The 14,137-nt window shown below is 64.5% G+C and carries 11 protein-coding genes; 8 read left to right on the forward strand and 3 right to left on the reverse strand.

Annotated elements, in window-relative coordinates:
• The first annotated feature begins 1,178 nt into the window (after positions 1-1,178).
• The 4 genes from BMX78_RS22020 (at position 1,179) to BMX78_RS22035 (ending at position 5,719) form a co-directional block, all read left to right on the forward strand.
• The gene (locus tag BMX78_RS22020; RefSeq protein ID WP_286139224.1) at positions 1,179-2,063 is read left to right on the forward strand and encodes a hypothetical protein; all 885 of its coding nucleotides are present in this window, start codon (positions 1,179-1,181) and stop codon (positions 2,061-2,063) included.
• Between the two features lie 88 nt (positions 2,064-2,151).
• Positions 2,152-3,708: a hypothetical protein gene (locus BMX78_RS22025; protein ID WP_139205074.1), complete on the forward strand. Its 1,557-nt coding sequence runs from the start codon at positions 2,152-2,154 to the stop codon at positions 3,706-3,708.
• A 293-nt stretch (positions 3,709-4,001) separates the two neighbouring features.
• Positions 4,002-5,225: a serine/threonine-protein kinase gene (locus tag BMX78_RS22030; RefSeq protein WP_091424596.1), complete on the forward strand. Its 1,224-nt coding sequence runs from the start codon at positions 4,002-4,004 to the stop codon at positions 5,223-5,225.
• Positions 5,222-5,719, forward strand: a complete 498-nt coding sequence (locus tag BMX78_RS22035; RefSeq protein ID WP_091424599.1) for a hypothetical protein — start codon at positions 5,222-5,224, stop codon at positions 5,717-5,719. Before BMX78_RS22030 ends, BMX78_RS22035 begins: the two co-directional genes overlap by 4 nt.
• Before the next feature lie 162 nt (positions 5,720-5,881).
• Here BMX78_RS22035 and BMX78_RS22040 read toward each other — a convergent pair whose 3' ends face one another.
• Positions 5,882-8,101: an NADP-dependent isocitrate dehydrogenase gene (locus BMX78_RS22040; RefSeq protein ID WP_091424601.1), complete on the reverse strand. Its 2,220-nt coding sequence runs from the start codon at positions 8,099-8,101 to the stop codon at positions 5,882-5,884.
• Between the two features lie 312 nt (positions 8,102-8,413).
• Here BMX78_RS22040 and BMX78_RS22045 point away from each other — a divergent pair, with 312 nt between their 5' ends.
• Complete coding sequence (locus BMX78_RS22045) at positions 8,414-9,400, forward strand: trypsin-like serine peptidase (RefSeq protein WP_091424604.1); 987 nt, start codon at positions 8,414-8,416, stop codon at positions 9,398-9,400.
• Positions 9,384-9,554: a hypothetical protein gene (locus BMX78_RS23220; protein ID WP_170850917.1), complete on the forward strand. Its 171-nt coding sequence runs from the start codon at positions 9,384-9,386 to the stop codon at positions 9,552-9,554. Before BMX78_RS22045 ends, BMX78_RS23220 begins: the two co-directional genes overlap by 17 nt.
• Positions 9,555-9,723: 169 nt before the next feature.
• Here the strand turns inward: BMX78_RS23220 and purH are convergent, their stop codons facing one another.
• Positions 9,724-11,409, reverse strand: coding sequence for a bifunctional phosphoribosylaminoimidazolecarboxamide formyltransferase/IMP cyclohydrolase (gene purH / locus BMX78_RS22050; RefSeq protein WP_091424609.1), 1,686 nt, complete (start codon positions 11,407-11,409; stop codon positions 9,724-9,726).
• Positions 11,410-11,550: 141 nt separating this feature from the next.
• Between purH and BMX78_RS22055 the strand changes: the two genes are divergently transcribed.
• The gene (locus BMX78_RS22055) at positions 11,551-12,903 is read left to right on the forward strand and encodes an MFS transporter (protein ID WP_091424614.1); all 1,353 of its coding nucleotides are present in this window, start codon (positions 11,551-11,553) and stop codon (positions 12,901-12,903) included.
• A 79-nt stretch (positions 12,904-12,982) separates the two neighbouring features.
• On the opposite strand, the gene BMX78_RS23530 is transcribed toward BMX78_RS22055, so the two are convergent.
• On the reverse strand, positions 12,983-13,495 hold the full coding sequence (locus BMX78_RS23530) for a putative endonuclease domain-containing protein (protein ID WP_286139225.1): 513 nt from the start codon (positions 13,493-13,495) through the stop codon (positions 12,983-12,985).
• A gap of 210 nt (positions 13,496-13,705) precedes the next feature.
• Between BMX78_RS23530 and BMX78_RS23535 the strand changes: the two genes are divergently transcribed.
• Positions 13,706-13,903 (forward strand): hypothetical protein, encoded by a 198-nt coding sequence (locus BMX78_RS23535; RefSeq protein WP_286139226.1) that lies wholly within the window; start codon positions 13,706-13,708, stop codon positions 13,901-13,903.
• Positions 13,904-14,137 lie beyond the last annotated feature (234 nt).

A 14,137-nucleotide genomic window follows, 5' to 3' on the forward strand; every position in this document is an offset into this window, starting at 1 on the left:
TTCTTCTCCAAGATACGAAGGGTTCTGGACGCGGCGGTCAGAGTCCGCAGGTCGCTGGCCCAATCCAGGCAAAGGTCATCGTATCGCATGGCCTTCGACAAAAATTCGGGCCAAGAATCAGATAGTCGTTGGAGTAGATCACCACCGACGAAGAACTTCATATCAGTGCTCGGGCCACATTCACTGAGGGTGAAGCATTGATGATCTGCCCGGCTTTGCAGATCTGGGGTGATGAGGGCTTCTACTCGCTATTGATAGCTGGAGGGGGTGATGACGGTCAGAGCTGGGCGCTGGCCTCGAGGGCAGCTTTAGCTCAAGCCCGTGCACACCCAATTCGGCCCTCTCGTCCTCGACTGCCAAGCGTTGTTTTCTTAATGGTGTCCGCGCGAGCGAAGCTGGCACGTGCCACAAGCATAACTTTGCTGCCCCAGCTGGCGCTGAATGCGGTCAATGTTCTCACTGGCTGCCCCACTCCGCTTCAATCGCTTATTACGATGTCAGCTCCGGCCGGCGTCATTGCGTCGTCAATCGTGCTGCCGGTTCCGAGGTTCTTGGCGATGTCCTGGGAGGCCGAGGTAAATCAGTCCATTCCGCAGCTTCGACTGTCGCAGAACCTATACCAATTCAGGATCATCGAGAAACGCCAGAACCTCTTCGGAGCGCATTTTGGTGGTGCCATCTGTCCTCATGTTTGCCACAGCAGTCACGGCTGAAATAGGGCGACGAACCGATGCTTGCGCGCAGCAGCACCGTACCTCCGCAACGCAAAGTTGGAGTGATCCGCTCCCCTGCCGGGTCGTCGATGTGCCTCGGACCGCACAGCCGTCAGCTTGACAGAATCTTTATTATCAGGGTTCTTAATATGGCCGGGAAGAGGCTTGAAAATGCCCCGTTACCCCCCCCCCCCAGAAATCCACCACTCCTTCGGTAGAGGCGCCTCGAACCCTTGCAGTCAATCAGATGACCCGCACAAGATGCCTTGTCATGGGCTTGCTACAAAGCTTTCCGCTTTTGTCGAGTTGTTTTAGGAGACCCTAGACTTCCCGCAACATCCAGTCTTAGGCTGTAGGCATCGTCGAAATGCAACAGTACTGGGGGTGGTACGCATGGCTAACGCCGTTTCTCCATGGCGTGCCCTCCGGCCTGTGCTCCTCGCTGGGGCTGCAACCCTTACCTGGTTGACTTTTTCATCCTCGGCAGCTTCCGCCGATACACTCTCGGACCCATCGTCCTTGCTTGGCGGCGTCACGAGCTCCGTGTCTTCGGTTACGGACAAGCTGGCTGGCCCCGCACCAAAAGCTCCTGCCCACACTGCTCCTGCCCCATCTCCTGCGGCTGCGCCCCCTGTAGGCCTGCTGCAGCCGGTGGTCGGCCAGGTTTCGGGCCTCGCTGACCATATCGTTTCGGCAGTCCCGGTGGTAAACCAAGTGGTTCCCGCCGCCAGCGTCACGTCTGTCGCTGCTCCAATCGCTCAGGTTGCGGACGGAGTAACCGCAGCAGTCGTGGACGCTGTTGTTCCACCAGTGGCTGGGACTTTTCCCGTTCTCGAACCGGTCCTGGAGCCGGTTTCCGATCTGGTGACCGGCACGGCTCCGCTGCCAGTTGAGCTTCCCGAACTGCCTGTCGCGGCGGTTGAGGAGGAAGTTCCAGCGACTGCCGCCATGGTCCTTACGGAAGCGTCCACCGCAGAACAGTCGACGGCGGAGACGGCGGCACCTGCGGAATCCTCCGTTGTTGCTGCTCCGGATACCGCCGCAAACCCTGATGGTGCCGTATCCCTGGCAGAAGCTTCGGCGCCCCTTCGGGCAATGATCGGCGCATCCGACTCCAGCGATGACCTGCCCGGAACGGTCGATCCTTCGCCCGCGCCTGCCCAGGCTCCTGCGGCCCCTGGCTCCTCCGGCACAGGAAGCGGATCGGCATCAGGCGGTTCCCCCGGTTCGGCTGCATTCCTGAACCCCTTAACCTTTGATCTTTCCCTTCCCGGTGCCATCTGCGCCGGTGAGACCCCCGAGCATGCCCCTGCACCGGTGTCCTTCGACCCCGGTTCTTCTCCTGACTAGTTGAGGCACGCCTGCCCATTTGCGGCAGAAACGTGACCAATCGGGTTGCTGAAAGCACCCCTACTCAACTTTCTCAGGAGACATCATCATGAGTTCCAACCTTCGCAGGGGGATGCTTGGCACCCTCTTTGCCGGCGGGCTTTTAGCCCTCGGTTGCACCGCGGCAAACGCCGCAGACACGACCAGCGGATCGGATCTATCCGCATCCGCCCTCATCTCGGCGGCGGCGTCCGCTGAGTCGACGTCGTTGGGCCTGCTGGGTGGTCCAACGCCGTCCGATTCAACGGCCGTCGTCGCCGTAGTGGATGCCGCAGTCGACCTGGGGAACGGCACAGGGACCGGCGGAAGTACCACCAGCCCCGACCTCGCCGCGGCCGCCGTCGTTGACCTTGGCCTCGCCAACACCGCAACCGACGCAGCAGCGGCCGACCTAACCGCCGCAGCAGACGTAGCCGTGGACCTAGGAGGCACTGGGACGTCGGACGGCCTCAACACCGCTGTCGACGCCGTTGTCGATCTCGACCTCGGCAACACCGGAACCGGAACTGACGGCACCACCGACGCAGCAGCGGCCGACCTAACCGCCGCAGCAGACGTAGCCGTAAACCTCGGCAATGCCACCGGGACCGGCGAAACCGCCAGCTCCGATCTCGCGGCAGCGGCCGTCGTTGACCTCGGCCTCGGCAACACCGCCACCGACGCAGCAGCGGCCGACCTAACCGCCGCAGCAGACGTAGCCGTAAACCTCGGCAATGCCACCGGGACCGGCGAAACTGCCAGCCCCGATCTTGCGGCAGCGGCCGTCGTTGACCTCGGCCTCGGCAACACCGCCACCGACGCAGCAGCGGCCGACCTAACCGCCGCAGCAGACGTAGCCGTAAACCTCGGCAATGCCACCGGGACCGGCGAAACTGCCAGCCCCGATCTCGCGGCAGCGGCCGTCGTTGACCTCGGCCTCGGCAACACCGCCACCGACGGCACGACGGGCGGCCTCGGCGCCGCCGTAGACGCAGTCGTCGACCTCAACCTCGGCAACACCGAAACCGGCCCCACCGACGGCCTCGGCGCCGTCGTAGACGCAGCCGTCGACCTCAACCTCGGCAACACCGAAACCGGCCCCACTGACGGCCTCGGCGTCGTCGTAGACGCAGCGGTCGATCTTGGCGCAGGCAACACTGGCGGAACCGGCACCGGAGTAGATCTGGGCATTGACCTCGGCATCGGTCTGGGCGGCGACGGCAACGGCACCGAAAACCCGGGCACTGGCACTCCGGGTACGGAGAACCCCGGCGATGGCAGCACGGGAGGCACCGGCACGGTTGACCCCGGTACCAACGCTCCGGGTACGAATGCCCCCGGCACCGGCGGCAACACCGGAAATACCGGAACCACCGGAAATACCGGAGGGGACAACGGGACTGACGCAGGTACCGGCGGCTTTTCGGCAGCACCGGCAGGGTCCACCGCAGTGAGCGGCGCCATCGGCGTCGACACCAGTGCCCGCGGCGCTACGGCTCAGGGCGGCACGGCAAAGAGCAGCACAAGCCTGGCCAACACGGGAATGGACGCTTCGCTCGTCCCGCTGGCCCTGCTGCTGCTGGTGGCCGGCCTCCTGGTCCTCCTCCGCAAGCGCAAGGTGTCCTAGGCGCCCAACGCTTCGTTGACCGTGCCTGCACCATGCGCCTGAAGCGGCAGCAACAAGCAGGCTGAGAGAAGGGAGGACCCCGCAAAAGCACACGACTCAAATACTCACATTCACGCAAACATGTCATCAGCACACATGTCCTTGTGGCCGGTGGTCCGGCGGCGGAAGCTAGAGGTTCGCCGACGGGCCGCCGGCATGTGGCAGAACAGATGTGCGGGGCCCAATCTTCCGTTAACTCCACCGCCCGTATAATTTGAGGTAGGACAGTGCCGCAGCGCACCGGGAGGAACGGTATGGTGGCGGAATCGCCTAGCTCCATCAAGAATGAAGTGGTCGGCGGACGTTATCGGTTGGGTGAGGTCATTGGCCGCGGCGGGATGTCATCGGTCTACTGCGCCCGGGACGAGAACCTGGGCCGCGATGTTGCCCTCAAGCTCTTCGCCCCGCAGGCGCCGGACGCCGACGAGCTGAAACGCCAGGAGGCGGAAATCCAGCTTCTCGCGACACTCAACCACCCCGGCCTGGTGACACTCTTCGACGCCGGCATCGACGACCGCATACCCGATGAACCCAGGCCCTTCCTCACCATGGAACTGGTGGAGGGCCAGGATCTGCGGACCAGGATCCGGCACAGCCGTGTCCCTCTCGAGGAACTCTCGGTCATCGGGGCCGGCATCGCCGACGCCCTGGCGTACGTTCACGGGCTCGGAATCATCCACCGCGACATCAAGCCCGCCAACATCCTGCTGGTACAGATCCGCCCCGGCGAGCCGCTGCGGCCCAAACTCACGGACTTCGGCATCGCCAGGATTGCGGATGCCACCCGCCTGACGGCTACGGGAACCATGGTGGGCACGGCCGCTTACCTCAGCCCGGAGCAGGCCCTTGGCCAGCCCCTCTCCCCCGCCTCAGACATCTATTCCCTGGGACTGGTGCTGCTTGAGTGCGTCAAGGGCACCGTTGAATACCCGGGCGGTGCGGTGGAGTCAGCGGTTGCCCGCCTGCACCGCGCACCGGAGATTCCCCAGGATTTGCCGACGGAATGGGCCGACTTGATCCGCTCCATGACAGCGATCGAGCCGCTGGAACGTCCCGCCGCGGCGGACATAGAGACGGCCCTCCGGCAGGCTCTGGTTTCACCCGCGTCCACGCCCGGGGAGCTCGTCCCGGAAACCACCCGGGTCCTGCCGGCCATGCCGTTCCACCCTCCGTCCATCACTGCTGAAGAGTCCCTGGATGAACTCCGGGAAGCAGCGGAACCTGCAAACGAAGCCTCTCCGGTGGCACCGGAATCAGGCGCAAAGGGCAAACAGCCCGGAAAGAAGCCTGCCGGAGCATCCCGCAGCAAGAGGATCTGGCTGGCCGTGGTTCTGGGGATCCTGGTGGTGGCAGCAGCTGCAGCGGCCGTGCTGGTGAGCCTGAACGCCCAGTCCACGCCCGACGTCGTGCCTTACCCAACCGTGACCGGCGTCCTGGGCGACCACTTGGAGGAGCTCCAGAAGAGCGTGGAACCATGAGGCTGCATGCCAAATGGCGCCCATCGCTGGCCGTAGCTGTGATGGCGGCTGTGCTGACCTCCGGCCTGTTGGCCGGCTGCAGTAGTACCGACACAGGCCTGCAGCCGGCCGCCTCACGCCAACTCCAGGCGCGGGTCCTCGAAGTGAGCGAGGCCTCCTCACGGAACGATCCCGCCGCGGCACTGAAAGCGCTGGAGAACCTCGAGGCTGACCTGGCCGCCGCACAAAGCAAGGGGCAGGTTTCCAAGGACCGGCAGCAGACCATCACCACGATCGCCGCGGCCGTCCGTGCCGACCTTAACGAGTCGTTGGCGGCCAAGAAAGCGGAAGAGGCGCGCGTCGCTGAGGAGGCGGCTGCCGCCCAGGCCTCCCGGGAAGCCGCACAAAAGGAGGCAGCCACCCAGACGCCGGCCCCCGCGCCAGCTCCGGCCACCGGTAAAGAGGACGGTGGCGGCGACGACAAGAAGGGCAACGGGGGCAAGGGCAAGGACTAGGACGACGCCACATCAAAGCGCACGACGACGGCGGGCTGGCTGCTGCGCTACGCGAAAGTCCCAGCCACACGACAAGCGAAGCCACAGGCAAAGAGGCGGTGCCCCGGGTATCCGGGACACCGCCTCTTGGCGTTGCCTGCTCAGAGCTGGATAGCCCTGCCCCTAGCTCAGGGTGGCGAGGACCTTGTTCAGCGTGGCTGACGGACGCATTACGGAGGAAGCCTTCGCGTCATCCGGGCGGTAGTAGCCTCCGATGTCCACGGGTGAGCCCTGGACCTCGGCCAGCTCGCCCACAATCGTCTCCTCCTTGGAGGAAAGCTCACCGGCGATGGAGCTGAACGAGGCGGCCAGCTCGGCGTCGGCCGTCTGCTTGGCCAGCTCTTCGGCCCAGTAGCGGGCCAGGTAGTAGTGGCTGCCGCGGTTGTCCAGCTCTCCGGCACGGCGGCTTGGGGACTTGTTCTCCAACAGGAAGGTGCCGGTGGCGCGGTCCAGGGTGTCAGCCAGGACCTGGGCGCGGGCGTTGCCCGTGGTGGTGGCCAGGTGTTCAAAGCTGACGGCCAGTGCCAGGAATTCACCCAGGCTGTCCCAGCGGAGGTGGTTTTCCTTGAGCAGCTGCTGGACGTGCTTCGGGGCGGATCCGCCGGCGCCGGTTTCGAAGAGCCCGCCGCCATTCATCAGCGGAACCACGGATAGCATCTTGGCGCTGGTGCCCAGCTCGAGGATGGGGAACAGGTCGGTGAGGTAGTCGCGCAGGACGTTGCCGGATACCGAGATAGTGTCCTCGCCCTTGCGGATGCGCTCGAGTGTGAACTCGATGGCCTTGACCGGGGACATGATGCGGATGTCCAGGCCCTCGGTGTCATGGTCCTTGAGGTACTCGTTGACCTTGGCGATGAGGGTGGCGTCGTGGGCACGCTCCTCGTCCAGCCAGAACACGGCCGGGGTCTGCGAAGCGCGTGCGCGGGTGACGGCCAGCTTGACCCAGTCGCGGATGGGCAGGTCCTTGGTCTGGCAGGCGCGCCAGATGTCACCAACGGAGACCTCGTGTTCGATCAGGACGTTCCCGGAGCCGTCCACGATCTGCACCGTGCCGGCTTCCTGGATTTCGAACGTCTTGTCGTGGCTGCCGTATTCCTCGGCGGCCTGCGCCATAAGGCCCACGTTCGGGACAGTACCCATGGTGGTGGGGTCGTAGGCGCCGTTGGCGCGGCAGTCATCGAGAACCACCTGGTAGATGCCGGCGTAGGAGCTGTCCGGCAGGACCGCCAGCGTGTCGGCTTCCTTGCCGTCCGGGCCCCACATGTGGCCGGAGCTGCGGATCATGGCGGGCATGGACGCGTCGACAATGACGTCGGAGGGGACGTTCAGCGTGGTGATGCCCTTGTCGGAATCCACCATGGCCAGGGCGGGACCCTCGTCGAGGCCCTTCTTGATCAGGGACTGCACGCCTTCGCGGACGTCCTCCGGCAGGTCCTCGAGGCTGCTGAGGATGGCGGCCAGGCCGTTGTTCGGGCTGATGCCGGCGGCGGCCAGCTGCTTGCCATAGGTCTCAAACAGTTCGGAGAAGTAGGCCTTGACCACGTGGCCGAAAATGATGGGGTCCGAAACCTTCATCATGGTGGCCTTCAGGTGGGCGGAGAACAGCACGCCCTCTTCCTTGGCGCGGGCAACCTGTGCCTGCAGGAATTCGTCCAGGGCGGCGGCGCGCATCACGGTGCCGTCAATGACCTCGCCGGCCAAAACCGGGAAGGCCTTCTTCAGGACCTTCACGGAGCCGTCTTCGCGGACCAGCTGGATGGCGATGGTGCCCTCGGACTCGATGACCACGGACTTCTCGTTGGAACGGAAGTCGTCCTTGCCCATGGTGGCCACGTTGGTCTTGGACTCCGCGGTCCAGGCGCCCATGGAGTGCGGGTTCTGGCGTGCGTAGTTCTTCACGGACAGGGGTGCGCGGCGGTCCGAGTTGCCCTCACGCAGTACAGGGTTCACCGCGGAGCCCTTGATCTTGTCATAGCGTGAGCGGATGGCCGTTTCCTCGTCCGAGGAGGGGTTGTCCGGGTAGTCGGGCAGCGCGTAGCCCTGCCCCTGCAGCTCTGCAATGGCGGCCTTCAGCTGCGGGATGGAGGCGCTGATGTTGGGCAGCTTGATGATGTTGGCTTCCGGCGTCTTCGCCAGCTCACCGAGTTCAGCAAGGGCGTCACCGATCTGCTGCTCGGGGTTCAGGTAGTCACCGAAGACGGCGATGATGCGGCCGGCGAGCGAAATGTCGCGGGTCTCCACCTCCACACCTGCTGTCGAGGCGAAGGCCTCGATGATGGGCAGGAACGAATAGGTAGCCAGCATCGGCGCTTCGTCGGTGTGGGTGTAGATAATCTTGGACATGCGCGGGCGTCTCCCTGTGGGTCGGCTTGGTTATCATCTACAACTTACCCGAGTGCACGGCTTTGAACCCTACCGGCGCCCTACGGTTACCCCGGCGGTGAGGAGGATTACAGCGATGGAGAACGGCCGACGGCGTCGCCCGCCCAGGTGCGTCAGCCCGCCGTCGTGCTTCCTGCCCGGGTTGGGGGTGAAGCGCCCGCGGGACCCCTACATGATAAGTCACTCCTATTTACAAAACTGTCATATCTCGATAAGTTCGGAACGTCACTTCCGGCCCTCCCCATGGCCCCTCCCCGTTATGACAGGACACCAATGACACGCACCAGGTCTCTGGCTACCGGCCTTCTAAGCTTCTCAGCCGCAGCCGTTCTGGCACTCTCTGCGGCCGGCGGAGCCTCCGCTGCACCGGCCGCTTCCGAGGACAAAAAGAATCCCTCCGTGACCCGTGCGGCTGTCGAAAATGCCGGCGCAGCGGATTACTGGACGGCAGAACGCATGCTGACAGCCACCCCCGGGGACGTCCTGGCAGGCAAGGCCCTGGAGCGGGGCAACCGTTCGAGCCCGCTGCTGGTGGAAAAGGGCAAGAGTGCCGAAGTGAAGGCCACCCGGGCCAAGCAGCAGCAGCCCCTCGCGCAAAGTGAAACCCCGGTGAAGCACATCGGCAAGGTCTTCTTCACCCTCGGCGGCGCCAACTACGTGTGCTCGGGCAACTCCGTATCTGCGCAGAACAAGAGCACGGTTTCAACCGCCGGCCACTGCGTGAATGAGGGACCGGGAGCGTTCGCCACGAACTTCGTGTTCGTTCCTGCCTACCAGAATGGGGCCGCCCCGTACGGCAAGTGGGCGGCCACCACCCTGATTGCGCCCACCCAGTGGAGCGGCAGCGGGGACATGACCTACGACACAGGGTTTGCAGTGGTAAGCCGGAACGGCAGCGGACAGTATTTGGCCGACGTCGTTGGCGCTTCCGGAGTCGCCTTCAACCAGGCACGGGGCCTGACCTACAAGTCCTTCGGTTACCCTGCCGCCTCGCCCTTCAACGGTGAGACCCTCAAGAGCTGCACAGGCACGGCTTCGAATGACCCCTACAACGCGCAGTTCAAGACCCAGGGCATCCCCTGCGACATGACCGGCGGTTCGTCCGGCGGCCCGTGGTTCATTCAGACCAGCTCGGCGACCGGTTCCGCCGGCACCCAGAACTCCATCAACAGCTACGGCTACGACCGTTCGGCAGTGATGTACGGCCCGTACTGGGGTTCGGTCATCCAGCAGGCTTACAACAGTGCAGCAGCATCCTAAGGATCCTCCCAGCGAGGAGACCGTCAGCCGCAGTGACCTGAACCAGACGCGCGAGGAAGTCCTCGAGTACTGGACGGAGGAGCGGATGGCGGATGCCAAGCCCCGGGAGGTCCGGCTTCCGAAGCCCGGCCCGCCTCCAGCCAGCGACGACTAAGCCAACAAACAACAACGGCGCCTGTCCCCCTCAAAGGGACAGGCGCCGTCGTTCGTTAAGCCTTCATTGATTGGGCCATGCCAGCTGGGTTCCCCGGCCGTGGAGCCGCTCCGGCGAGGGCCCCGGCCCGAGCTCGCGAGAGCAGGGAGCCGGGGTGGACGCAGCGATATTAGTGGAAGAAGTGGCGGGCACCGGTGAAGTACATGGTGATGCCGGCCGCGTTGGCTGCGGCGATGACTTCTTCGTCGCGGACTGAACCGCCGGGCTGGACCACGGCACGGACGCCGGCGTCGATCAGGATCTGCAGGCCGTCAGCGAACGGGAAGAACGCGTCGGATGCCGCCACGGCACCGCGGGCGCGCTGGGGTGCACCGGCAGCGTTGGCGTTTGAGGCACCGCCGGCTCCTTCGACGTCGGACTGAACCTCCACGCCGAGGGTGTTGGCCCGCTCAACGGCCAGGCGGCACGAGTCCAGGCGGTTGACCTGTCCCATGCCGATGCCCACGGCAGCGCCGTCCTGGGCCAGCAGGATGGCGTTGGATTTGGCGGCCCGGCAGGCAGTCCAGGCAAAGGCGAGGTCCGCGAGCGTCTTGTCGTCCGCGGCCTCACCGGCGGCAAGGGTCCAGTTGGCGGGGTTGTCGCCGTCGGCATCAACTTTGTCGCTGACCTGGACCAGGACGCCGCCGGAAACCTGGCGGATCTCCGAGGGGTACCGGCCGTAGCCTTCCGGCAGCGCGAGCAGTCGGATGTTCTTCTTCTTGGACAGGATTTCCACTGCTTCCGGCTCGAAGCCCGGCGCGATGACAACCTCCGTGAAGATGTCCTTCACGGTGTTGGCCATGCCCGCGGTCACGGTGCGGTTGGCGGCGATGACCCCACCGAAAGCGGAAACGGGATCGCAGGCGTGCGCCTTGGCGTGGGCATCAGCGATGGGGTCCGCTGCATCTGCCGCTCCGACGGCTACACCGCACGGGTTGGCGTGCTTGATGATGGCGACCGCTGGCTCGCTGAAGTCGTAAGCCGCGCGCAGGGCTGCATCGGCGTCAACGAAGTTGTTGTAACTCATGGCCTTGCCATGCAGCTGGTCAGCCTGCGCGATGCCTGCCGGGGCGGCCTTGTCAACGTAGAGTGCCGCCTGCTGGTGCGGGTTCTCGCCGTAGCGCAGCACCTCGGAGCGTTCCAGCGAAAGGCCGGCGTAAGCGGGCCAGTCGATGACCCCGTCGCCGTCTTCGTCCAGGAACTGGCTCGCGGTCCAGGTGGCCACGGCGTTGTCGTACGAGGCAGTGTGGGCGAACGCCTTGGCGGCCAGCCGGCGTCGGGTCTTGAGGTCAAAGCCGCCCTCGGCGGCAGCGGCGACTACCTGGCCGTAGAAGGTGGGGTCCACCACAATGGCGACGGCGGCATGGTTCTTCGCTGCGGAGCGCACCATGGCGGGTCCTCCGATGTCGATCTGCTCCACAACATCGTCCTGGGCAGCGCCGGACTTCACCGTCTCGACGAACGGGTAGAGGTTCACCACCACCAGGTCGAACGGCTCGATTTCCATGCTGGTGAGCGTTTCCATGTGCGCCGGGACGCGGCGGTCCGCGAGGATGCCGCCGTGCACGCGCGGGTGCAGCGTCTTCACGCGGCCATCGAGCATTTCAGGCGAACCCGTGACTTCCTCGACCTCCTGGACGGGAATGCCGGCGGCAGCGATCTTCTTGGCCGTGGACCCGGTGGAAACAAGCTTCACTCCCGCTGCATGCAGGCCCTGGGCGAGCTCCTCCAGACCGGTTTTGTCGTAAACCGAGATGAGGGCCCGGCGGATCGGAACTCGGTCGATGGATACGCGCTCATGCTGCGTGAAGCTCACAAATGTCTCCGTCTTATCTCGCGGAACAACGCCGCGGTTGGTGGGGATACGGCCAGTTTATCGCGAAGTGCAGTTTGCCCCCTGTGCGGCCTGAAGTGTGAACGTCAGCGGGCCGGGCTAAAGTTCTTGCAGGAGGCTGCGATGAATACTTACACCACTGTGCCAAGCGGCGAGCAGGTGGTCCAGGAACTGCCATGGCGATGGAAAGTCCAGGGCAGGATTTTCGTGATCGGCGGCCTTGGTTTTATGTTCGACGCCTGGGATGTGACCCTCAATGGCATCCTCATTCCGCTGCTCTCCACGCACTGGGCCCTGACCCCGGGTGAGGTCGCCTGGGTGGGAACGGCCAACCTGATCGGTATGGCCTTGGGCGCCTTTGTGTGGGGCACCATCGCGGACACTATCGGGCGCAAGAAGGCCTTCACGGCCACCCTGCTGATCTTCTCCCTCTTCACCGTGCTGGGGGCTTTCTCGCCCGACTTCATTTTGTTCTGCGTGTTCCGGTTTATGGCGGGCTTCGGGCTGGGCGGCTGTATTCCCGTGGACTATGCGCTGGTGGGTGAGTTCACCCCCCGCAAGCAGCGCGGCAAGGTCCTCACGGCAATGGACGGATGGTGGCCGGTGGGTGCCGCCCTGGCCGGCTTCGTCTCCGCTGGGCTGGTGGGCCTGTTCGGTGACTGGCGGCTGACCATGCTGGTGATGGTGCTGCCTGCTCTGCTGGTGTTCTGGGTCCGGCGGAGCGTGCCCGAGTCCCCGCTGTTCCTGATCCGCAAGGGCCGGCGCGAGGAAGCAGCCAAGGTCATCGACGGACTGGTGGCGGCCACGGGGGCCGAACCGCGCGCCTACAGCCTGCCCGACGCCAAGGAAGTGCCCCGGCTTTCCGCTGGCAGCGCCTGGCACCAGCTGCGCCTCGTGTGGCAGTTCAACTGGAAGATCACGGCTGCGGCATGGTCCCTCTTCTTCACCATCCTGCTGGTCTACTACCTGTCGCTGACGTGGATGCCGCGGATCCTGATCGGCGCCGGCTTTGCTGAGTACAAGGCGTTTGTCACCACAGCATCCATGGCCGCCGTGGGGCTTTTGGGCGTTATTGTGGCGGCCCTGCTGGTGGAGCGGGTGGGCCGCAAATGGATTCTCGCCATCACGGGACCTCTGTCCGCGCTGACCCTGGTGATCGTGGCGATTGTGGTGGACATCCCCACGGCGGCGGTGTTCTGGCTGCTGGTGTTCGGCTTCGTGGTGCAGGTGGCCATCCCGGTCCTGTACGCCTACGTTTCCGAGCTCTACCCCACCGAGCTGCGCGGCACCGGTTTCGGCTGGGCTTCCACGTTTTCCCGCCTGGGCGCGGGCTTCGGTCCGCTGATCTTCGCCAATTACTTCTGGCCTGAGCTGGGCCTGGCCACGTCCTTCGCCCTCGCCGGTGGCCTGGTGCTCCTTGCTGTTCTCTGGATGGCGTTCTTCTCCCCCGAAACCAGGCAGCGCCGCCTCGACTGACCGCCTCCCCCACCCAACTAGGTAGCGCTAAGTGTAGTTTTGGGGCCTGATAACGACACTTAGCGCTACCTAGTTTCGATCAGTCGTGCTGTGACCACCCTCGGGACAGCAGCGTCCGCCTAACCTTCGCGACGGCGAGTCTGGCCTCGTTTTGCATATGCCTCTTGGAGATTCGGACCAGGATCCAGCCCGCCCGAACGAAGTCCTCTTCCCGGGCAATGTCCCTGACAATTTGCGCGGTCTCCGAGTGGCCCTCTCCGTCGTATTCAACGGCGACCTTTCGTTCCGGATAACTGAGGTCGGGTTGGCGTACGACGCCGGCATGCAACTCCGTAGGCACGTTCAGGAGAGGTTCGGGCAGGCCGGCGTCCTCCAGCGCCAGCCGCAGCCTGGTTTCTGGGGCAGAGTCGGACCCCACGCGGGCCAGGTCAAGGGCGAGACGCGCCTTCCGGATTCCTGGCGTCCCCTTGTGCCGGTCGAGCATGTCCTCCAGGTCCTCCCGTGTTGCATAGGGCTCAGACCGGCTTTCGAAGTCGGGCCGCGGGACGCGAAGCAAGTGGTCGGCCACCACGGTCAGCTCTTCGACGCTCATTTTGCGGGAGCAATCAAGCCAGGTCCTAGTCCGCGAAGTGATGAGCAACCCGTGATGGCTGACTACCTCGTCAGCGAAGAACTGCCCGCGGTGCCCCTTCACACCGGGTCGCCGCATGATGGAGACCGTGTCAGGACGCGAGATGTGCAGTAGTGGCTCACTGCTGCCGGGCAAAAAGCCGGGAAACTCCCATAGGAGGAAAGCGGACGCATGCGAAGCTGCAGCAAACTCAGTGACCGACGTGAAGGGCCGGATCCGGGGAGCCAAGGTGACATCATCGCCAACGCGGGGCACCCGGACTCCCCTGCTTGGCCACTGCAAGCCCTGGTGACGGAGTCGACGTCGGCTGATCCCGGCGTCGACGGCTTCCTGGAGGGTGAACGGCAGGGAAGCCAGGTGTTCGGGTAATCGGGTTGGAACCTTCATTCGCCCATCGTGGCAGGCCTGAAGTGCGGCTGCCGAAGTTATCCACAGGCCGCCCTCATCCTGCCCATCTGAGTAGCGCTAAGTGTCGTTTTGAAGGGTCAAAACGACACTTAGCGCTACCTGGGGTTAACCTCTGTTGGTGGACACCTGAAGTAGCGGGATCCTTGGATTCTGCGGAAAGGTGTTCTTGTGAGCACGACACGACGTAAATTCACT

The sequence above is a fragment of the Arthrobacter sp. OV608 genome (assembly GCA_900110595.1).
Lineage (GTDB): Bacteria > Actinomycetota > Actinomycetes > Actinomycetales > Micrococcaceae > Arthrobacter.

Bases quoted from the DNA above. Each gene is read 5' to 3' on its own strand.
- BMX78_RS22025 (WP_139205074.1), top strand. From the start codon at position 2,152: ATGAGTTCCAACCTTCGCAGGGGGATGCTTGGCACCCTCTTTGCCGGC.
- BMX78_RS22030 (WP_091424596.1), top strand. From the start codon at position 4,002: ATGGTGGCGGAATCGCCTAGCTCCATCAAGAATGAAGTGGTCGGCGGA.
- BMX78_RS22035 (WP_091424599.1), top strand. From the start codon at position 5,222: ATGAGGCTGCATGCCAAATGGCGCCCATCGCTGGCCGTAGCTGTGATG.
- BMX78_RS22040 (WP_091424601.1), bottom strand. From the start codon at position 8,101: ATGTCCAAGATTATCTACACCCACACCGACGAAGCGCCGATGCTGGCT.
- BMX78_RS22045 (WP_091424604.1), top strand. From the start codon at position 8,414: ATGACACGCACCAGGTCTCTGGCTACCGGCCTTCTAAGCTTCTCAGCC.
- BMX78_RS22055 (WP_091424614.1), top strand. From the start codon at position 11,551: ATGAATACTTACACCACTGTGCCAAGCGGCGAGCAGGTGGTCCAGGAA.
- BMX78_RS23530 (WP_286139225.1), bottom strand. From the start codon at position 13,495: ATGAGCGTCGAAGAGCTGACCGTGGTGGCCGACCACTTGCTTCGCGTC.
- BMX78_RS23535 (WP_286139226.1), top strand. From the start codon at position 13,706: ATGCGAAGCTGCAGCAAACTCAGTGACCGACGTGAAGGGCCGGATCCG.